Annotated in this window: 15 protein-coding genes and 5 pseudogenes; 9 read left to right on the forward strand and 11 right to left on the reverse strand. The window is 69.3% G+C overall.

Annotated elements, in window-relative coordinates; translation table 11 throughout:
- Positions 1 to 30: 30 nt before the first annotated feature.
- The 6 genes and pseudogenes from QFZ76_RS46965 to QFZ76_RS46995 all read right to left on the reverse strand — a co-directional run bounded on the left by QFZ76_RS46965 (position 31) and on the right by QFZ76_RS46995 (position 4,414).
- Positions 31 to 321 (reverse strand): hypothetical protein, encoded by a 291-nt coding sequence (locus QFZ76_RS46965; protein ID WP_307679438.1) that lies wholly within the window; start codon positions 319 to 321, stop codon positions 31 to 33.
- Between the two features lie 245 nt (positions 322 to 566).
- On the reverse strand, positions 567 to 1,415 hold the full coding sequence (locus QFZ76_RS46970) for a helix-turn-helix domain-containing protein (protein WP_307679439.1): 849 nt from the start codon (positions 1,413 to 1,415) through the stop codon (positions 567 to 569).
- Positions 1,412 to 1,909: an SRPBCC family protein gene (locus tag QFZ76_RS46975; protein ID WP_306934976.1), complete on the reverse strand. Its 498-nt coding sequence runs from the start codon at positions 1,907 to 1,909 to the stop codon at positions 1,412 to 1,414. Before QFZ76_RS46975 ends, QFZ76_RS46970 begins: the two co-directional genes overlap by 4 nt.
- A gap of 449 nt (positions 1,910 to 2,358) precedes the next feature.
- Positions 2,359 to 3,098: pseudogene (locus QFZ76_RS52030) on the reverse strand (transposase).
- A gap of 240 nt (positions 3,099 to 3,338) precedes the next feature.
- Positions 3,339 to 3,620: pseudogene (locus QFZ76_RS46990) on the reverse strand (SDR family oxidoreductase); the annotation flags it as partial.
- 155 nt (positions 3,621 to 3,775) lie between these two features.
- Positions 3,776 to 4,414 carry a hypothetical protein gene (locus tag QFZ76_RS46995; RefSeq protein WP_307679441.1) on the reverse strand — a complete coding sequence of 213 codons (639 nt, stop codon included), beginning with the start codon at positions 4,412 to 4,414 and terminating at the stop codon, positions 3,776 to 3,778.
- 1,150 nt (positions 4,415 to 5,564) lie between these two features.
- On the opposite strand from QFZ76_RS46995, the gene QFZ76_RS47000 reads away from it, so the two are divergent.
- Positions 5,565 to 5,903, forward strand: coding sequence for a MerR family transcriptional regulator (locus QFZ76_RS47000; RefSeq protein ID WP_307679442.1), 339 nt, complete (start codon positions 5,565 to 5,567; stop codon positions 5,901 to 5,903).
- 211 nt (positions 5,904 to 6,114) lie between these two features.
- On the opposite strand, the gene QFZ76_RS47005 is transcribed toward QFZ76_RS47000, so the two are convergent.
- Positions 6,115 to 6,906, reverse strand: a complete 792-nt coding sequence (locus tag QFZ76_RS47005; RefSeq protein WP_307679443.1) for a glutaminyl-peptide cyclotransferase — start codon at positions 6,904 to 6,906, stop codon at positions 6,115 to 6,117.
- Positions 6,907 to 7,442: 536 nt separating this feature from the next.
- Entirely contained in the window at positions 7,443 to 8,372 is a 930-nt protein-coding gene (locus QFZ76_RS47010; RefSeq protein WP_307679444.1) for a LysR family transcriptional regulator, read from the reverse strand.
- A gap of 72 nt (positions 8,373 to 8,444) precedes the next feature.
- Here QFZ76_RS47010 and QFZ76_RS47015 point away from each other — a divergent pair, with 72 nt between their 5' ends.
- From QFZ76_RS47015 to QFZ76_RS47035, 4 genes and pseudogenes are all read left to right on the forward strand, one after another.
- Entirely contained in the window at positions 8,445 to 9,299 is an 855-nt protein-coding gene (locus QFZ76_RS47015; RefSeq protein ID WP_307679445.1) for an alpha/beta fold hydrolase, read from the forward strand.
- Positions 9,296 to 10,108, forward strand: a complete 813-nt coding sequence (locus QFZ76_RS47020) for an LLM class flavin-dependent oxidoreductase (RefSeq protein ID WP_307679446.1) — start codon at positions 9,296 to 9,298, stop codon at positions 10,106 to 10,108. The genes QFZ76_RS47015 and QFZ76_RS47020 overlap by 4 nt, the downstream gene beginning before the upstream one ends.
- Before the next feature lie 454 nt (positions 10,109 to 10,562).
- A pseudogene (locus tag QFZ76_RS52035) lies at positions 10,563 to 11,581 on the forward strand (MFS transporter).
- Positions 11,578 to 11,826, forward strand: a complete 249-nt coding sequence (locus QFZ76_RS47035; RefSeq protein ID WP_307679447.1) for a hypothetical protein — start codon at positions 11,578 to 11,580, stop codon at positions 11,824 to 11,826. The pseudogene QFZ76_RS52035 and the gene QFZ76_RS47035 overlap by 4 nt, the downstream one beginning before the upstream one ends.
- Positions 11,827 to 12,051: 225 nt before the next feature.
- Here QFZ76_RS47035 and QFZ76_RS47040 read toward each other — a convergent pair whose 3' ends face one another.
- The 3 genes from QFZ76_RS47040 to QFZ76_RS47050 form a co-directional block, all read right to left on the reverse strand.
- Positions 12,052 to 12,990 carry a sigma-70 family RNA polymerase sigma factor gene (locus QFZ76_RS47040; RefSeq protein WP_307679448.1) on the reverse strand — a complete coding sequence of 313 codons (939 nt, stop codon included), beginning with the start codon at positions 12,988 to 12,990 and terminating at the stop codon, positions 12,052 to 12,054.
- Between the two features lie 10 nt (positions 12,991 to 13,000).
- The gene (locus tag QFZ76_RS47045) at positions 13,001 to 14,200 is read right to left on the reverse strand and encodes an NAD(P)/FAD-dependent oxidoreductase (RefSeq protein WP_307679449.1); all 1,200 of its coding nucleotides are present in this window, start codon (positions 14,198 to 14,200) and stop codon (positions 13,001 to 13,003) included.
- Positions 14,201 to 14,295: 95 nt separating this feature from the next.
- Positions 14,296 to 15,672 (reverse strand): NAD(P)/FAD-dependent oxidoreductase, encoded by a 1,377-nt coding sequence (locus QFZ76_RS47050; protein ID WP_307679450.1) that lies wholly within the window; start codon positions 15,670 to 15,672, stop codon positions 14,296 to 14,298.
- A gap of 92 nt (positions 15,673 to 15,764) precedes the next feature.
- Here QFZ76_RS47050 and QFZ76_RS47055 point away from each other — a divergent pair, with 92 nt between their 5' ends.
- The 4 genes and pseudogenes from QFZ76_RS47055 to QFZ76_RS47065 all read left to right on the forward strand — a co-directional run bounded on the left by QFZ76_RS47055 (position 15,765) and on the right by QFZ76_RS47065 (position 19,268).
- Entirely contained in the window at positions 15,765 to 16,307 is a 543-nt protein-coding gene (locus tag QFZ76_RS47055) for a DUF1707 domain-containing protein (protein WP_307679451.1), read from the forward strand.
- A 306-nt stretch (positions 16,308 to 16,613) separates the two neighbouring features.
- Positions 16,614 to 16,841, forward strand: a pseudogene (locus tag QFZ76_RS47060) (putative RNA methyltransferase); the annotation flags it as partial.
- Between the two features lie 146 nt (positions 16,842 to 16,987).
- Positions 16,988 to 17,749: pseudogene (locus tag QFZ76_RS52040) on the forward strand (terpene synthase family protein); the annotation flags it as partial.
- Positions 17,750 to 17,936: 187 nt separating this feature from the next.
- Positions 17,937 to 19,268, forward strand: a complete 1,332-nt coding sequence (locus QFZ76_RS47065) for a cytochrome P450 (RefSeq protein ID WP_307679452.1) — start codon at positions 17,937 to 17,939, stop codon at positions 19,266 to 19,268.
- The last annotated feature ends 1 nt before the right edge of the window (position 19,269 follow it).

Here is a 19,269-nt window from a genome sequence, read left to right on the forward strand (position 1 = left end):
AAGAACTGGGGGCGGGTTGCGGTGCGAAGATCAGAAGACCGTAACTGGATTGCTGGCGCTGGAGGTGATCCCGACCATTCGCCAGGGCAGCGCGGCGAAGAAGAACTCCCAGCGGGGCTCGCCGCGGCACACCGCGGTGAGCTCGGTGAGCTCGGTGAGCTCCATGTTGTCGATGAGCCAGAGACCGAGGGCGACCAGGCTCGCCGTGTGCACCGGCCTGGTCAGGTCCGGGCCGTAGCCGGACGGCTGCACGTCCTGCACGCCGTCGTTGCCCAGCACGGCGACGTCGCGCTCGTGCAGGAACGGCAGGCTGTCAATCACGTCACGGGGAGCGGTTGCCGGCCGAGCTCGTGAGCGTCCGGAAATACGGGCTCGCGCGCGACTGCGGCTAGTGGTCTTGCGGTCGGATGTCGCGCCCCGGTGCGGGAGCCGGGCCGAGTGCCGAAGGGGTCGTGGTTGACGTCCGGATGCCTCCTACACACCGACGAGGGCCGTGTTGTGGCACCCCGCAGGATGTTTTGCGATGAACGGTCAGATGCCGAATGAGTTCCTCAGCGCCCCGATTGTCAGCGGGCTTCGCTGAGCCGGGACGCACGCATGAGATCGAGTTGGTTGGCGCCGCGGGTTCCCGGGGCCGCTGTGTAGGTGACGATGCGCAGGTCGGCTCCCGGCAAGGTCAGCACGTCGCAGTCCAGGGTTACGTCGCCAAGCTCGGGATGGCTGATCGTCTTCAGATCCCCGGTCAGCTGCTCCATGCCCGCCACGGCCCACAGTTCACCGAAGAACGGCGAGGCCCTGCGCAACCCGTCCACGAGCGCGGTCAGCTCCGGGTCGGCCGGATAGCGGGCGACCGCTTCGCGCAGGTCCGCGACGATCGCCGTCTCGAACGCGTACTCTCCGGCCGCCGATGAAAGGGGGTACAGGTGCCAGCGCCCCTCTCCCGTGCCGAAGAGTGCGCGGGCGAGGTTGCGTTCGGCGGGCGCCAGGCCGGACGGGTCGCCGTGCAGAGCCGTCCACATGGCGTTCCACCACAGCAGGCTCCAGTCGGCGGCGAACACGCCGATCGGGAGGTCACCGAGGCGGGCAACAAGGCGGCGGATGCTCGGCGGCACGTGCGTGCCGACGGTATGGTCGCGCGGGGCGAGCAGACCGGCAGCGCGGAAGAACTGGTCGCGCTCGGCCGGGGCGAGCCGCAGCGCGCGGGCGATGGCCGAGACCACCTGCGCGGAGGGATTGGTGGCCCGGCCCTGCTCCAGGCGCAGCACGTACTCGACGGAGAGGCCGGCGAGCTCGGCGAGTTCCTCGCGGCGCAGGCCAGGGGCGCGGCGGCGGGCCGACCGGGTGTAGCCGGCATCGGCCGGGTCGAGGCGGTCGCGCCAGCCGCGCAGTAAGGCGCCGAAGCTCAGGTCGCTCACTCCTCCATGATGCCACCGGGCGTTTCCTGCACCACGGTCACCATCCTGGTGAGTGCAGCGCGCATGTAGCGGGCCCAGAGCGGCTTGAACGGCCCCGCGACGATCCAGCGGCGGCCTGGCAGCGGCCGGAAGTCGTACGTCCACCGGATCGACGTGCCGGTCCCATCGGGCAGGAACGACCACTCGCCGCGCACCCCGGAGATCAGCTTGGCCAGCACGTTGGTGAAGCCACTCAGCTCATAGGCGAACCCGTGACCCTCCGCGATCTCGGTAAGCCGCTCGTCGGCCTTGGAGCCGTCGGTGAACCAGGTCTGGCGCGACGTCCCCGGCCGGTTCCAGGTGCCGGTCTGGTCGCGCACTTCCGCGACGCCGGGGAACGGTCCCCACGGCTTGAACACCTGGGCGAGGTCGATCGGCACGATGACCTGGTAGGTGTGCGCGGGGCTGGACGTTGTACGGGCGAAGACAGTGATCGGGACACTCGTTTTGGTCATGCCACGAGCATCGCGGCCAGCGCCTGCCCGAGGCAGACACCTGTCAGTACATACCCTCGCGGTCTCGTCGTGTTCGCCGTGTCAACGGCGCAGTGTCCGTCGTGTCGTCGCCGGAGCGCTGCTGGCTGAGAAAGTTTGGTGTGAGACGCCATCCCGAAGGTCCGCAACCGATTAACCGGGCCGGCCGCTGCTCTGGCAGCGACCCGACCAAAACCTTCTGCTCCCGCAATAGCCCAGCAGCTTCGGTGCCCCCCGTTCCGCGCGGCGCGCGGTGGCTCGCTCATGCACCTCGGGGTCCACCATGCGCCGGAGCGTACGAGCGCAACCCGAGACGGCGGGCGAGAAATCGCCAAACCCGCACCCGCCAGACGATCTACACCTCAGACTGCCGCCCACGACCAGCACGAGTACGCCGAAGACAACTCACGCCAGACCCGTGACCAGCACCTTCACGATGCACACCGCTCAATGGGGTCGGCGCAGCAAAGGGCCGCTGTGGCCATGGAGTTCCTGGTGGACCAGCGCGGCGTGACCAGCCGCACCAGGGTGGCCGGCGGCATCCCGGAGGGCAGACTGGAGAGCCTGAACTGCACCGGCTCGCTCTCACCGGCCGGCCATTTCGCCAGCAGCCAGCGTTCGGGCAGTTCCACTTCGTCGGTGGCTCGGCCGATGCCGTGGCCGGCGGGGCGGAGGTGCAGGACGACGAACCGCGAGTACATGCGCTCGAAGCGGGAGGAAATCCCCACCGCGTGAGGCAACTTGCGCCCCTCCAGGCCGCGGCGGAAGGCGGCGGCATCGCCGTATCCGGCATCCGCCACGACCAGGGGAACATCGACGCCCCACGACCGGATCTCGTCGATCATGTCCGAGGCCAGCTGCCACTTTCCACCTGCCCCGCCTGGTCGGGGATGCCGCGGCGGGTGCGGCGGGTGCGGCGGGTGCGGCGGACGACCTTGGCCGCATCGGCCTCCGCAGAGGCGGGTTTCCACGAAGTGGGCAGGAACAGCCGCCAGTTCACCGCCACCGAGGCATGATCGTGCGCCAGGTGCGGCGACACGCCCGCCTGGCAGTTGGTGACCTTGCCCGCGGGGCCGGTGTACTGCCTGGACACACACGCCGAGGCAGCCCCGTCCTTGACGTAGCCGGTGTCGTCGACGACAAGCGCCTTCGGACCGATCGCCACGTGCATCCTCCAGGCCGGCCGGGCCCGCACATGCGCGGGTCCCACGGGCTGGAGGTGATGCAGTGCACCAGCGCCTCCCGGTTACCATCCCCGCCGAGGCGGGCGGCCATCGCCCTCCACCGAGGTGCGCTGCCCGTCCAGCGGCAGCCCGCGCACATCCACTTGCCCCACGGCCGCTGATCGCACGGAGAACCCGTCGACCATCTCCGTCGCAGACGCGCGCGATGGTCCCCCCCGGCCGAGGGGTCAGATCTGGTTCTCGCCGCCGTCGATGTACAGGTTGGCTCCAAGGACGAAGCTGCTCTGCTCGGAAGCGAGGAAGGCCACGACGTTGGCGACCTCGTCCGCGCGGCCGATCCGGCCGAGTGGGACACCTGCGGCGAAGTGTGACTTGGTGGCGGGCGTGTCCCCCGTACCCGCCACGGCGTCGAGCCCAGGAGTGTCGATCGTACCCGGGGAGATCGCGTTGACCCGAATGTTCCGGGCCTTGAGCTCGTTGGCCCACGTCCGGGCGAAGGATCGGATGGCCCTGGGCGGACTCGGCGAGATTGAAGATCACGGAGAGGGCGGCGGCCGCGATGCTGACGCCCGTCGATGTGACCGCAGGATGTCCGTGACGAAGAACCTGATCGCCTCGCCGGCCTCGCTGTTGTCCTCCTCGTGCCTACCGCCGGGCCGCGTCGTCAACGGTCTGAAGGGCTGACAGCGCTCCCGGTGCGGGCCCCGAGCCAGACGGCGATCCGCTCCTTGAACTCGCGGTTGACGTAGGGGCTGTCGTGAAGTGTGATCCACTCCAGGTGCCGCAGGATGTTCTCCGAGCGGTCCGGGTGGGGTACCGCGAGCACATCGACGCCGATCTCGCCCGTCGAGGCACAGACGTACACGCTGCTGTCGAGCGCCATCATGGCGAAGCCCGGGTGGCGCTCGTGCACGCCGAGGAACGCTGAAGCCGCACCCCGCCCCATGATGTCCCAGCGCTCCAGGAGCCGGACCCGGGTCCAGACGGCCGGCGCGGTGTGGCCGCCACCATGCATGTTCCGCAGGGCAGCCCGGTGCGTCCGGGTGCCCTGCGGCAGCTGGACGAGGAACTCGCGCCGATGGTCGAGAAGACCCGAGGAGACGGCGAGGTGGTACCAGTCCTCATTGAGCCGCTCGACGAGCCGTGGGGTGTCGTACCGGTGGGAGAACCCGCTGCCCACCTCCTCGGCACCGTATCCGTGAACGAACGGCATCGTGCCGTCCGGCACCGCGTTCGGGATTACCTCAAGGCCGGCCCGCCACAGCGGCCGGTGCACCTTACGGTCGCGCTCCTGGATGCCCACCAAAGACTGTTCTAGCAGGGCCAAGACACCCAAAGGCCACCGCCATGGCTTCTGCCTTCCCGGCCTTCCGGGGCAGGCGAGCAGAGGCGATCAGCCGGGCCATTGACACGCAGACTGATGCGTACGAGCAGACGATCGCAGGGGAGCGCCTCGTACTGACCTCACCCCGCCGTTTGACGCGGCTTCAGCCCGCCGTGTGGGTCTGCCCTGCTGAGCTCCGCTCTGCCGCTGGGGCGATCGGCAGCCGTGCCGTGCCGTGCCGGACGGCCGTTGCTGCGCTGAGGCGACTCGCGTCGCATGTCTCCGGTCGGCTCTGTGTGGCGTCGTTCTTCATCGCTGTTCGGGGTTGATTTCTTCGGTGGTGAACGCGCGGAAATCTGTTTTTGCTGGAGTAGACATTGGGTGGTGGTGTGGTTATGGTTTCCCTCGTAGCGCAGAGAGACAGCAGGGCCTGGCAGACACGAACTGCCGGTCGGTAGTAGGCAGTTGTGGTTCGTTGTGCGGTGCGGTGGTGGAGTTCCGGAGCCAGGGTGGTTGCAGGACGGTGACGGGACTGACGGCCGGACCGGGTGGCTGCAGTGATCAGGGGCCGCCGTGAGGACTGCGGTTGACGCAGTGGCAGTACCCGCAGGTGCAGTTCGCGGTACCAGCAGTGGAGTGGGCAGTACCTCGGTGAAGGCGTCGGCTGCGGACGCGCGCGCCGGGAGGTTCGGCAGTGGGGTTCCAAGCCGGAGCAGGTGCAGGACGGGCGACGGGGCTGGCTGTCGAAGAGTGGCGCTGTCGTAGGCCGCTGAGCAGTTCGCATCACCAGCAGTACGTAGTGGAGCAGTACCAGCAGTACGAGAAGTGCCAGCAGTACGTAGTTCCCCGTTTGGCAAGCAGTTGATCATTGAGGGAAGAACGGAGGAGCTGAGCGCCATCAGGATCGCCCGGGTGGAAGTCTTGAGCCCGGGTACCGCAGGACATCGATAGTGAGGTGGTCTCCGGTCAAGCAACCGCGATCCCAGCATCCCCGACAGCATCTGGGTCGGGTCTGCGGAGACAGAAGGCCGGCGCAGTACCGGGGCCGGCAGATGGTGTAGCTGTTCCTTCGGGGCCCTGGTGTCATACGGCACCAGGGCCCCTCCACGCGTTCCACAGAGAGGTGCAAGTGACAGCAGACGACACGTACGGCCGACTCGACGACGATGACTACCCCGCCTACACCATGGGCCGGGCCGCCGAAATGCTCGGCACCACCCAAGGCTTCCTCCGCGCCATCGGAGAAGCCCGCCTCATCACCCCGCTCCGCTCCGCAGGCGGACACCGCCGCTACTCCCGCTACCAGCTGCGCATCGCCGCCCGCGCCCGGGAACTCGTCGACCACGGCACCCCCATCGAGGCCGCCTGCCGCATCATCATTCTTGAAGACCAGCTCAAAGAAGCCCAGCGCATCAACGCCGAGTACCGCGACGCCGCCGCATCAGCAAACCCGACGGCCGCGGCCTGAGACGGCTGAAGCCTGCAAATCCCCAAAGAACATCGCGAAGCCACCCACTGCCCGGGACGCACGCACAGCGTTCCGGGCAACTTCGTCCACGGCCCTGGGGCTGAGACCTACGCACGGATGGTCACCGCCTGCTGGGAACGGGTCCTCTCCGCAGGCGATGGAGCAGGACCCGCCGGCGCCGGCTGTCCGCCCAACCGGTCGGACGGGCGGCTCACGCCGGGACGAAGGCGACCTGGAACATGCGAGGCCAGTGCTTGCCGGTGATCAGGAACTCGTTCGTTCCTGGTACGGCGGCGATGCCATTGAGTTGCTCGGCTCGGTCGGCTTCCGATGCCGTCAGGAGTCCGGCGGCGTCGATCTGCGCGGTGACGGCGCCGGTGTGCGGGTCGATGCGCACGATCGTGTCCGTGAGGTAGACGTTGGCGTAGATGGAGCCATCGGGCGCGCATTCCAATTCGTTGATGTATGTCACCGGTTGGCCGCCTTGGCGCACGCTGATGCCGCCCGTGCTTTTGAAGGTCTTGGGGTCACGGAAGGTGAGCCGGCTCGTGCCGTCGCTCATCACGAGCCGTTCCTGGTCGGCGACGCGTTGGTGGCACAGGCCCCAGCCTTCGCCCTCGTACGTGACCCGGCGGCGTTCCGCGAGAGTGGTGGGGTCGCGCTCGATGGCGATGCCGTTGCGCCAGGTGAGTTGCCACAACTTGTCGCCGGCCAGAGTGATGCCCTCGCCGAACAGTGGCGCCGGCAGCTCGGCATACACCGTGGGCGGCCTGCCTGGCGGCCCTGCGCGCAGAGAGGACTGACCGACCAGTCCCGTGCTCTCGTACAGGGTTCCGCCGCGGAACTCCAGGCCCTGGGTGAAGGCCAGAGGATCGTGGGGAAAGGTCTCCCGAACCTGAGCCCGCAGCAACTGGACGCCGTGAGAGCTGGACCCAAGAGGCACTCCCGGCCCGGTCCCGGTCGTATCGTCGAGTGCGGACATCATCGGGCTGGAGGCCGGCACGCGGTCACGGTCGGCAAGGTCGACCGCTGAGTGCACAGCACTGTCATGGTCGGCGGCGCCGCACGCCCCGACAGCGCCGGTGAGCAGTGCCCCGACGGCTACCGCCACCATCCCTGCTGCCCATGCGCGGTTGCTCGATCCGGTCCTTCCCGTGTGACGTGAGGTGCCGAACTGGTGGCCCGCCCTACCGCATCCAGAACCCGCCGACAGGGCCGTCGGCCGTCGGCGGGCCCATGCGAATGCTGCTCGGCGTGCGGCTGGTGTTCCCTGGCGCACAGAGTCACTCCCTCCTGGTGCGTCACACGGATGCGCCGACGAGCTGAGGGCCGGACACCTTGGCATCTCGGGCCTTCGGCGCACTCTTCGCACGTGCGGTCCATCCGTCGACCGCAGGCGACCGGCGACCGTGATCGTGGGGCGTCCGCGGTGTGTGGTGCTGACGAAGGAAGAGATGCCCGCAGCAGCGTCGTCGCGCATCCGGGCCACCGCGCCGGACGGAACCCGCCGCGAACAGCAGCATGATGCTTACGAGCGCATCAAGCACTGGCCGGCGGCGGCGCGAGATCGGCCGCGACCTCGACGGCGATCTCGATGGCCCGGCGGGCAAGTGGTGAGTGGGTACGTCCGGCCCGCCAGTGCAGGTGGATCTCCCGCGACGGCAGGGACGGCTGTAGCTCGTGGACACGGAGCCTGTTGTCGGACGGGACATCGGCACCGCGGATGGCGAGCCAGGGCAGCACCGCCGATCCCAGGCCGGCTCGCACCATCGACAACAGGGTGTCGTTGACCGCGCTGCGGAACACGACCTGCGGACGGGCACCGCTGCGGGCGAGGGCCTGCTCCATCAGGGGCTGGTCGCAGGTCAGCGGCCAGGCCACCATCGGTGCCCCGTCGAGCCGCTCCAGCGGGACCGGACCGTCGGGGAAGGTGCCGGCGCCTGCCACCAGCAGGTACGGATCGTCGAGCAGCTTGCGGTGCTCGACGTCGCCGTCGATGCGGCCGTCGTAGAACAGCAGGTCGAGGTCACCGATCTGCGGCTGCTCCGGCTCTTCCTCGGACAACCTGATGTCGCAGCCGGGGTGCTCGTCTCGCAGCCGGCGTACGACCGACGGCAGGATCACGTTGGACACGCTCTGGAAGGTGCCGATGTCGATCCGGCCGTCTCCCGCCTTGAACCGGTCCACGGCGTCCGTCAATGCCTCCGCCTTCGCCAGCAGTTCGCGACCCTGGTTGAGGACCACGGAGCCCAGGGGGGTGAGCCGTACCGGTTTGGGGCCGCCCGGCCGGTCGAACACCGGACCGCCGACGGCCCTCTCCAACGCGGCGATCTGTTGGCTCACCGTCGACTGGGTGTACCCGAGACGGGTGGCCGCCCGACCGAACGAGCCCTCCTCGGCTATGGCGGCCATCGCCGCCAGATGGCGCAGCTCGACGTTGCTCACGTGTTCCAGCGTAGCGACGCCCATTGCCACAAGCGATCGAATCAATCGGAAATCATCGCTTTTCACAATCGATGCGCGGGCTCTAGCGTGCCAGACATGACCCCACATCAATCTCACGGCGAGCAACTCCTCAAAATCAACGGCACCGAGCTGTGTGTCGAGACCTTCGGCGACCGTGCGACCCCGCCGATCATGCTGGTCGCCGGGTCGGCCGCCTCGATGCTGTGGTGGGACGCCGAACTGTGCGAACAGATCGCCGCCCGTGGCCGGTTCGTGGTCCGCTACGACCATCGGGACACCGGCCGCTCGGCCTGCTACCCACCGGGACAGCCGGCGTACTCGTTCACCGACCTGACTCTGGACGTGCTTGGCATCCAGGACGTCTCGGGCATCGAGCGCGCCCATGTGGTCTGTCAATCGATGTTCGGCGGGATCGGACTCATGCTCGGGGTGGACCATCCCGATCGGGTGGCGTCGCTGACGTTCGTCTCGAGCTCGACCGGGGCCGACGATCTGCCGCCGCCGTCGAGCGACCTGGCCATGCCGGCCGAGCCGGATGCCTCCGACGCGGCCGCGGTCGTCGAGTACGTGGTCGCCGCCTCGAGGGCGTACGCCGGTGGCTCGCCGTACTTCGACGAGGCCGAGATCCGAGCCTTGGTCGAACGTGACGTGGCGCGCGCCAGGAGCTACGCGTCGACTCTGGTCAACCACTACGCCATCGAGTTCGACGGGCCGGCCCGAGGCGGCTTCGGCGACATCGCGGCGCCGACGCTCGTGGTCCACGGCGACCACGACCCACTCCTTCCGCCGGCACACGGAGAGGCGCTGCGCGACGCGATCCCCGGTGCGGAGCTGCTGGTCCTCGAGGGAGCCGGGCACGACCTGCCGAGGCCGGTGTGGGACGACTTCGTGTCGGCTCTGGCGCGGCACACAGAAGGAGGCCGCTCATGAACCGGCTACGGTCGGCCCTCTGGCTGCCGCTCTTCGACGACCTCGCCGACCCGCGGGTGGTCGCGCGCCTGGCCGCCGACGCGGAGGAAGCCGGGTGGGACGGCTGCTTCGTGTGGGATCACCTGTGCTGGCGGGCGCCGGTCCGACAGGTCGCCGACTCGTGGATCGCGCTGGCGGCGATCGCGACCGCGACCGAGCGGCTCCGCCTCGGCCCGATGGTGTCGGCGCTTGCCCGTCGACGGCCGGCCAAGGTCGCGCGGGAGACCGCGACGCTGGATCGACTCAGCGACGGCCGCCTCACCCTCGGCGTCGGCCTCGGCAGTGACCGGTTCGCCGGCGAGCTGTCCAAGACCGGCGAGGAGGTCGACGACCGGCGGCGCGGGCGGATGCTCGACGAGTCCTTGGCGATCCTGGCCGCCGCCTGGTCCGGCGAGCCGGTGCATCACCGCGGCGAGCACTACACCGTCGACGACATGACGTTCCTGCCGCGACCGGTTCAGCGGCCCGGCGTGCCGGTGTGGGCCGCCGGATTCCCGGGCAACGTCAAGCCGATCCGCAGGGCCGCCCGGCTCGACGGCTTCTTCCCGGTCAATCTCGAGCACCCGGATCAGCTCGCCGAGGCCGTCGGCGCCCTCACCGAACTGCGCCACGGCGAGATGTCCTCGTACGACATCGCCGTCAGTCTGCCGCCCGGTGTCGATCCCGAGCCGTACGCGCAGGCCGGCGCGACGTGGCGGCTGGCGGAGTTCGAACCGGGTGTACGGCTCGACGCCGTGCGCGGCGTGATCCAGGACGGCCCAGCGGCGTGAGGACGCGGTCGCGCCGTTCGACTACGAGGCGCCTCCTGCACACACTCCGCTGCAGCTACCCACATCACCGGTATACCCGCACCCTCATCGTGCGGAATGCGCTCACGGCAAGGACGGTCTCGGGGGAGCGTCCGGCTCGCCCCCATCCGGCGCATGCCGAGGATTCCCGGCCCGCCGTCGAATCACTGGCCGGTGTGCTGGACACCGCAGAGTCACCCGTGACGATCGCGGCGATCGGCCCCCTGCCCAATTTTGCGCTCCTCTTGGCCGTCTGCCCGCAGCTCAGCCGCCGCATAGGTCGCCTCGCTGGACAAGGCCCCCTGCGGTCTTACCGTTCAACTCACTTCAGCTGAAGGCTCCTGTACAGCCCTCAGCCGCCTCCGCTACGTTGACGAGCAGAATCGGGCTCGTCGACGCGTTGGTGGCTGGGAGGCGCGTCTCCTCGACGTGCCCGATGGAGACATCAGTGTCATACCGCTCTCTGCTGCGCGTTGCGGGCGCCGGCTTCTTCCCCTTGGGATTTTCCGCCCGCCTGCCATACGCGGCCTCGGCCCTCGCCAGTCTCATCCTGCTCCAGGCATCGACCGGCAGCTACGCCTTCGCCGGCCTCGCCAGCGCGGCCCAGAGCATCGCCATTGCCATCGGCGGCCCCCTGGTGGGGGCCCTGGCGGATCGCCACGGCCACCGAGCCGTCGGCGTTGCTGCCGCACTCGCCAACTTCGCTGCCTGGGCCGCCCTGTTGGTCGCGAGTCACGGCACCCGGGAGGGCATGTTCGCGGCGGCCACTCTGGTGGGCCTGACGCAACCTCAAGTCGGTCCTCTCGTACGAGTGCACTGGTCCCGTCTGGTGCGCTCGCACGACGCGCACCATTTGTTGCCCGTGGCGCTGTCCTATGAGGCATCCGCGGATGAGCTGAGCTTCGTCGCCGGCCCCGCGCTCGTCGGGCTGCTGGCCGCACTCAGCCCCCTTGCCCCCGCCGTGGCGACCATGTTCCTGATCGCGGGAAGCACCCTTCCCTTCGCACTGCTCTACGCCCACCGCTCCACGCACCGACCCTCTTCAGGCGAGCACGAGAAGGCGCACACCTGCCACGTCGTCCCCTGGCCGTCATGTTCCTGGCGATGGTTGCCATGGGGGCGGTCTTCGGAGCAGTCCAGACGGCCGTCACCGTGTACGCCGGCACGATCGACAAGCCCGGCGCCTCCGGGCTCTTGTACGCCGAGTTCGGCATCGGCAGTGCCCTGGCCGGCCTCGCCTGCGCCTGGCTCCCACAGCGGTTCTCCCTGCGCGCCCGCTACGTCTCGTTCGCCACGGCACTCTTCGGCGGCATGCTGATCCTCTTCATCGGCGCCCAGCTCGTGTCCCTTCCGGTCGCCGTCGCGCTGGCCGGCTTCACCGTCGCGCCGTACATGATCAGCATCTACGCCCTGACCGAGCGGCTGGCCCCACTGCCCGGGCTGCGATCGCCATGACCGTCCTGTGCGCCGGCGGCCCCCTCGGGACAGCCGCCGGACAGGCGGTCTCCGGCGGCTTCGCGGAAACTCACGGCGTCGAAGGAGCCCTCCTGGCTGCCCTCGTCGTGGCAGCAGGCGCGCTCGTGCTCGCCCTGTGGGCATTCCTGGTCGATAGGGGTCGCAACATCTGGATCATCGACCGCGTACCGGCCAAGGACCAGGTGTCCCGAGAGCCCGTCGAACAGTCGCAGAACGCCCTCTGAACAACAGCGGCCCGGCCGGCGCTCGCCCGAGCTCCCCGGCGAGGGCACTGTCTGCCGGGCCGGCTGGTGTGGGAGTGGGAAGCCGGTCCGACGTGTCGCCAGCCTCCGAGCAGAGAGACCGCTCGGTCCAGCAAAGCGATGATGGCGGCGGCTCCTACCGCCGTCCCGCCCTCGGTCAGGGCGGATCGCAGCCGTTGCAGGGCGCTGACACGCTGCTGGCTCCGGTCACCATGCGTTGATGACCGGCGCGTCGGGTTCCTGCTGCCGCCAGGCCTCGTTGAGGCGCACGAGCCGGTCTGCGGCGGCGATGCCGCGCAGGGACGCGACCTTGCCGTCGCTGACTTCGAACGCCACGGCGCCCACGACCCGGTCGTCGACCACGGCGAGGACGGCCGGGGAGCCGTTGACCCACGCGATATGCATCGCGGGCGAGCCGCCGGCCAGCCGCCGCTTCGCCGGCGTGGGCTTGAAGCCGGCCCGCACGTAGGAGGCGACCCGCTCACGCGTCTTGTACCGCAACAGCCGCTTGGCCAGTCCGGCGCCGTCCGAGACCGCCGTCACGTCGTCGGTGAGCAGCGCCACCAGCCGTTCCGTGCGCCCGGACATGGCGGCGGCGAGGAACTCCTCGACGACCCGGCGCGCGGACGCGGGGTCGGCCTGGCCGCCGCGGCGGCGCTCGGCGGCGACCCGGATCCGAGCGCGGTGGACATGCTGCTGGCTCGCGGACTCGGTGATGTCGAGGATCCCGGCGATCTCGGCGTGGCTGTACGAGAAGGCCTCACGCAGGACGTAGACGGCCCGCTCGACCGGCGAGAGGCGCTCCAAGAGGGTCAGTACGGCCAAGGACACCGATTCGCGCTGTTCGAAGGTGTCGGCAGGGTCGAGCATCGGGTCGCCCTCGAGGAGCGGCTCGGGCAACCAGGCGCCGGCTGCTCGCTCGTGGCGCGCCTGCGCCGAGCGGAGCCGGTCGAGGCAGATGTTGGTGACGACCTTGGTGAGCCAGGCTTCCGGCACCTCGACCCGTTCGCGGTCCGCGGCCTGCCAGCGCAGGAACGTGTCCTGCACGGCGTCCTCGGCGTCGGCGGCCGAGCCGAGCAGACGGTACGCCAGCGAGGCCAGCCGGCCCCGGCTGGCCTCGAACCGATCGATGGCTGCGCTGTCCATGCGGAGCAGCCTATGCGGCGACCCTTACACCGGCCCGGTCTGGGGCGGTGGCCAGGCGACGCTTGCGCTTCGGCATGCCGAAGGTCGGGTGGGCGATGCCCCACCCGGCCCCCTTGAGTACGCCCGACTTGAGCCGCGCGGCGGTCCGGCCGCCCAGGTACCAGGACTTCGACCGGACGTCCTCGTCCACCATCTGGAAGATCGCGTCCCGCCGCCCGAGGCTGATGTGGTTGCCGTAGTACTTCAGCCCGGTGGCTGGGACCTCGCTGCCCGTCAGGCGCGCGATGATCGCGGCGGTCGCCTGCATGTTGGTGAACCCGGCCGAGGCACAGGACATCGGCAGCGGCCGGCCGTTTTCGCCGATCGCGTAGGCGCAGTCACCGGCGGCGTAGACGTCCGGGTGCGAGACCGAGCGCATGGTGCGGTCGACGACGATCTGGCCGGTCTCGGCGACCTCCAGGCCGCTGGCGGCCGCGATGGGGTGTACGGCGAACCCGGCCGACCACACGGTCACATCGGCCGGGATGTACGGCCCGGCGACACCGCCGGCGATCGCCCGTGTCGGCTCGACGGCTTCGACAGCGGTGTGTTCGTGGACGGTGATGCCGAGCCGGTCGAAGGCCTGGCGCAGGTGACGGCGAGCCTTCGGGGAGAGCCAGGCGCCCAGTTCGCCGCGGGCGGCGAGCGCGACCGAGAGGTCGGGCCGGGACTCGGCGAACTCGGTGGCGGTCTCGATGCCGGTCAGCCCCTCACCGACGACCAGCACGGTGCCGCCCTCGCCCAGGCCGGCCAGGCGCTCGCGCAGACGCAGCGCCGAGGACCGGCCGGTCACATCGAAGGCGTACTCGGCCACGCCGGGGACGCCATGGTGGGCTACGGAGCTGCCGAGCGCGTAGAGAAGCGTGTCGTAGGTGAGCTCGCCGTCCTCGCCGTCCTCGCCGGTCACGGCGACGGTCCTGCGCTCGGGGTCGACGCCGGTGACGCGCGCCAGGCGGAGCCGCACCCCGGTGCCCGCGAACACGTCGGCGAGCTTGCGGAACGTGAGGTCCTGGCCGATCGCGAGCTGGTGGAGCCGCATCCGCTCAACGAAGTCGGGCACGGCGTTGACGACGGTGATCTCGGTGTCGGCGGGGGAGAGCCGACGGGCCAGGTTTCCGGCGGCGAAGGCCCCGGCGTATCCGGCGCCGAGTACGACGATGCGGTGCTTCATGGCGTTGCTCCTGTCTCGTTCGCGTGCCCCTTGAACGAGACGGCGCTCCGATTGCTGACAGGAGGCGGGTGTGACGCGGGTCACCGAACCAGCGCTCAGAGCTGCTCCTGTGTCTCGTTCTGAGGCCGGGGACCACCGTTGAAGAGGTCGATGAATGCGAACGGTGCGCGGTCGCCGAGACAGAGGTCCAGCATTTCGTGCGCGTCGGCATAGAAGGGTTCGGTGCGCGCGAACAGCGCCTCCTCGTAGGCGGTGAGTGCCGTCTCGAAGTCGTCGGCGAGAGCGGCGATTGCCTTACCGAGTTCGGCGCCGTCGAACATCGCCAGGTTCGCGCCGTCACCGGACGGCGGCATCAGGTGGGCGGCATCGCCGAGGAGCGTCACTCCGGGCACGCGCTCCCATCGGTGTCCGTCCGGGAGTGTGTGGATCATGCGCGCGACCGGAGCGGTCTCGCCGTCGGTGATCAGCGCGGTGAGCTCCGGAGCCCATCCGTCGAACTCGGCCGCGACCCGAGCGGTCGCGGCGGCGGCGTCGGTGAAGTCGATGGCGGCGATCCACTCGGCGGAGCGGTTCAGCTCGACGTACGTGTGCAGGATGTTCCCCGCCTCGCGGTGCGCGATGATCCCCTTACCCGGGGCCAGTGCGTACATCGCGCCCACACCGACCGTCTCGGCCGTCGCGCTGTGCCGCTCGTCGGCGTCGAACAGGTAGGTCTCGATGAACGTCGTGCCGACGTACTCGGGCTTGGCGTCGGAGAGCAGTGGGCGGATCTTCGACCAGGCGCCGTCGGCGCCGACGAGGAGACTGCTGGTCACGGTCGCGCCGTCGGCGAAGGTCAGCTCGTGTCGGCCATCGCCGAGGGGCCGGACACCGGTGACCCTGTGGCCCCACTGGACCGTCCGGTCGGGCAGAGAATCGAGCAGGATCCGGCGCAGGTCGCCGCGAAGCACTTCGGGACGCCGCGCAGTGCCGTCGTCGGGCGCGTCGAACAGCAGCTTGCCGTGTTGGTCGAGCACGCGCGCCGCCTCAGCGCCTTCGTGGATGATCGCGCGGAACTCGTCGGTGAGGTCGGCGTCGGCGAGCGCGCGCTGTCCGTCGTCCTCATGGATGTCGAGCTGGCCGCCCTGCGTGCGGAACTGTGCTGTGGGGTCGGCCTCGTAGACCGTTGCGGAGATGCCGTGGACGTGCAGGACCCGGGCGAGGGTCAGGCCGCCGTCGACGACGACGGCGTTTTCCGAGGCTTCTGAGTCACTGGCCGCCAGGCGGTGTCGGGCTGCGGGTGCGAGAGAGCGTCCGCTCCTTTCGCTGCGGATGCGGGCGCGTGCTCTGCGCTGGGAGGCGGGCACGTCGGGGTGGCGGGCGTCGCCGTGGCGCCGCCGCGGACAGCGGTGCAGCGCCCGGGTCTGTGCCGGCGGCCCCCGTCCCGGCCGGTCTCTCGCCATCAGGGCTCGCTGCGAGGCCGTTGCCGTCAAGCTCGTCACTCCAGCCGAGGCGTTGCCGGCGGAGGGAAGCGACCACGGACCTTGGCGCGTTCGCATCGTCGGCACGGCAGTACGGTGAAACGGTGCCCCCCTTACCGGAAGACTCGCCGTCGCTGATCGGCGAAGACGACCGCGACACGGCCGTGCGTCGCCTGCAGGAGGCGTACGCCGAAGGGCTCATCACGGACGAGGAGTTGGACGAACGCCTCCACCGTGTGCTTACCGCCAAGGCGCAGAGCGAGCTCGTGTCGGCTCTGGCCTCACTCCCGGAAGAGCAGCCGGGCGCCACGTCAACGATCGCCGTCGCTGGCGGACGGATCAAGCGGCGCGGCGTATGGCGGGTACCTCGGTTCCTCAAGGTCGAGTCCGCGTTCGGGAGGGTGCGCCTGGATCTGTCCCAGGCGGTCATCGAGCATCCGGTAGTCGACATCGAATTGCAGCTCGGCACCGGCAGGGTCAAGATCACGGTGCCTCGCGACGCGGTCGTTGACGTCGAGGGTTTGCGCACTGGGTGGAAGGACGTGCGCTACAAGGTCCGGCTGCATTCCCGCCCGGGCGGGCCGACGATCCGTATCTCTGGGGCCATGGAATTCGGACGATTGACGATCCGCCACGCCCGGCGTTGAGGTTCCATCCGGCACTGGGCCGTGTCCTCTTGACGTCGTCGGCGGCGCCCGGCACCTGCGTTGAAGCTCGTAGAATCGTGGCGTGGCATTCCTGAGCACCCCGCACTACTGCTTCCTGTGACCGGGAGGCATTGAGGGCGATGCCGGACGGCGTCGCCCTCCTTGGCGTGCCTGCTGCGTGAACCTCCTTCCCGGTGCTGCCCGTACGAGGCGGCCCGGGCGCCGGGTCCGTCCCCTCCGGGGGCTGCGACTTCCTGAGCGTGCGCAGGCACGGTCCCTTCCCGTCACCGTTGCCAGGAGTGCCGCGTGCCCGTGTTGCTTCCCCCTGCCCTCGAACCGTTCCTCGACCTGCTGCGCTGCCCGAGGTGCCGTACCCGTCTGCACTCCGACCGTGGCGCACTGCGTTGCGCGGCGGGCCACACCTTCGACATCTTCCGCCACGGCTACGTCAGCCTCCTCACGGGCACCCGCGCTACCAGCGGCGACGACGCGGCCACGGCCCGGGCGCGGGACCGTTTCCTGACACGGGGATCCATGACGGCGCGTGGACGAGAGGGCGAGCCGCGCCGGCCCACCACGCGCCTCGGTGAACGCCTTCCTCCACGGTTGCCGACGCTGCAACGCTCTGTCTCCACCACTGCCGAAGCCCACCGACAAGGCGGAGCATGGCAAGGTATGCGATGGCGTTGGCTCTGGGGACACGTATCCGCATCGGCACGATTCCGTACCCGGGGCAGGCACGGCTGCACCCCGGACACGAAGCCGTGACGGACGCCGACCACGCCTGGCTGCAGGCATCGGTGCCCTTCACGGACAAGCAGAGCAGGGACGCGTTCCTCAGGCAGAAGATTCCTCGCTGGTCGTGCTGGTGCTACCCCACCGCCGCAGCCGACCGGATCGGCGGCATCAGCCGGCTGTACACACTGCTGTTCGCCCTCGATGACATGGCTGTCCATGAATGGGGTGCTTACGGGGAGTTCATGCGGATGCTCGACGGCACAGGTCTCGATGCGAGCCCCTACTCCACCGCCTACAAAGACGTCTGGGCGGACCTGACCAGTGCGATGCCCGCGGGGATCCGGAACCGGCACGCGCGCACCCAGCGGCGCTGGGCCGAGGCGCTGGCCATGGAGAACGCCATACGTGCCACCGGATACCCCGCCCACCCCGATGTCTGTTTCCCGCTGCGCCGCATATCCACCGGCGGGGAGACGGTCATGGTGCCCATCGAACATGGCTTGGGCGTCGACCTGACCGGCGTGATGGCACAGGACCCCGACCTGGCCGGCGTGTGGCGCGTCGCGGGGGCACACGTGGTACTGGTCAATGACCTGTTCTCGCTGCGCAAGGAAATGATCTCCGGCGACGGTATGAACCTGCTGCTGTCGCTGATGCACCACCACGGCCTGACCGTGCAGGGTGCCGTGGACGTCCTGTTGGAACAGCTCAGGGACGCCGACGACGAGTACACCTGTCTGTCCCGAGTGCTGCGGGCCCGCTACCAGGACCATCCGCTGGGCGGCGCCGTGGACCGGTACCTGGAAGGCGTGGGCCACATGATGGCCGGAAACGTCGCCTGGCACTACGAGTCCCGCCGCTACCACGGCCTCAGAGGCCATCGTCCCGCCGGTGCTACCCGGCGCCATGCCGCTGGCCGGACACCTGTGGCAGATCCTGCGAGATCCGCTGCTCTTCTTCGAACGGCAGCACCGCCACGTCGGCGTGGCGGTGGTACGCGTGGGCACGAAGCCCCTTCATCTGGTCACCAGGCCGGACTTGGTACGGCAGTTGCTCAACGACCCGGTCACCTTCGACAAGGGCGGGATCTTCATCGAGGGGGTGCGGTCCCTGGCGGGCAATGGTGTGGCGACGTGTCCCACCGCGGACCACAAGGTGCAGCGTCCGATTCTGCAACCAGCCTTTCACCACCGCAGGATCGTGGAGTACTCCAAGGTGATGGAGGAGTGTGCCGACACGTTGGCGCGCTCCTGGAGCGATGCGCAGCAACTGGAAATGGTGCGGACCATGCACCGGTTGGCTGCCGAAGTCGTCACCAGGACACTGTTCTCCGGGCCCGGCGCCGCGCACGCGGCGCAGGAGATCCAACGGCTCTTCCCGCCGATGCTGGCAGGGCTGTACCGACGGATGTTCATCCCCGCTGCCTGGGTGCACAAGGTGCCGCTGCCGATCAACATCGCGTTCGACACCGCCCTGAGCGGCATCCATCGCATCATCCGCAGGGAGATCCGCACCTATCGCGCCGACGGGCGGGACCGCGGCGACCTGCTGTCCGCGATGATGCACGCGACCGACGAGAACACCGGTGCCACGCTGACCGACACCGAACTCAAGGAGCAGGTCATCAGCATGCTGATGACCGCCATCGAGACCACCGGCAGCGCGGCCGCGTGGCTGCTGCACAGCCTGGCCGAGAACCCCGACGCGGAAGGAGCCGTCCTCGAAGAACTGCGCCGTACGGTCGGAGATCGGCAACTCAACGCCCAGGACCTGGGGAACCTGCCGGTGTTCAGACGCGTCCTGACCGAAGTCCTGCGTCTGTACCCGCCGTTCTGGCTCCTCAGCCGTGTCACCACCCGCCCGGCAACGATCGGCGGGTATCGGATTCCCGCTCACGCGGATGTGGTGTTCAGCCTGTACTGCCTCCACCGTGATCCGAAGGCGTTCCCCTCTCCTCATCGTTTCGATCCCGACCGGTGGCTGCCCGACCGGGTGACGGCCGAGCAGAAGCAAGCGCAGATGCCCTTCGGGGTCGGAACCCGCAAGTGCATCGGTGATGTGTACGGCCTTACGGAGGTTCCGCTGATCGTGGCGACGGTGCTCCGGCACTGGCGGTTGCGACACGCCACCGATGTGACGGTCACGCCGCTGGTCAAGGGAACGATGAGGCCGAACTCTCTGCCTATGGTGGTGACCCGTCGGACCGCGGCTTTCGTCTACTGAG

This window comes from Streptomyces sp. V4I2 (genome assembly GCF_030817655.1).
GTDB classification, from domain to species: domain Bacteria; phylum Actinomycetota; class Actinomycetes; order Streptomycetales; family Streptomycetaceae; genus Streptomyces; species Streptomyces plumbiresistens.

Bases quoted from the DNA above. Each gene is read 5' to 3' on its own strand.
- QFZ76_RS47045 (WP_307679449.1), bottom strand. From the start codon at position 14,200: ATGAAGCACCGCATCGTCGTACTCGGCGCCGGATACGCCGGGGCCTTC.
- QFZ76_RS46975 (WP_306934976.1), bottom strand. From the start codon at position 1,909: ATGACCAAAACGAGTGTCCCGATCACTGTCTTCGCCCGTACAACGTCC.
- QFZ76_RS47035 (WP_307679447.1), top strand. From the start codon at position 11,578: ATGACCGTCCTGTGCGCCGGCGGCCCCCTCGGGACAGCCGCCGGACAG.
- QFZ76_RS47020 (WP_307679446.1), top strand. From the start codon at position 9,296: ATGAACCGGCTACGGTCGGCCCTCTGGCTGCCGCTCTTCGACGACCTC.
- QFZ76_RS47010 (WP_307679444.1), bottom strand. From the start codon at position 8,372: ATGGGCGTCGCTACGCTGGAACACGTGAGCAACGTCGAGCTGCGCCAT.
- QFZ76_RS47015 (WP_307679445.1), top strand. From the start codon at position 8,445: ATGACCCCACATCAATCTCACGGCGAGCAACTCCTCAAAATCAACGGC.
- QFZ76_RS47040 (WP_307679448.1), bottom strand. From the start codon at position 12,990: ATGGACAGCGCAGCCATCGATCGGTTCGAGGCCAGCCGGGGCCGGCTG.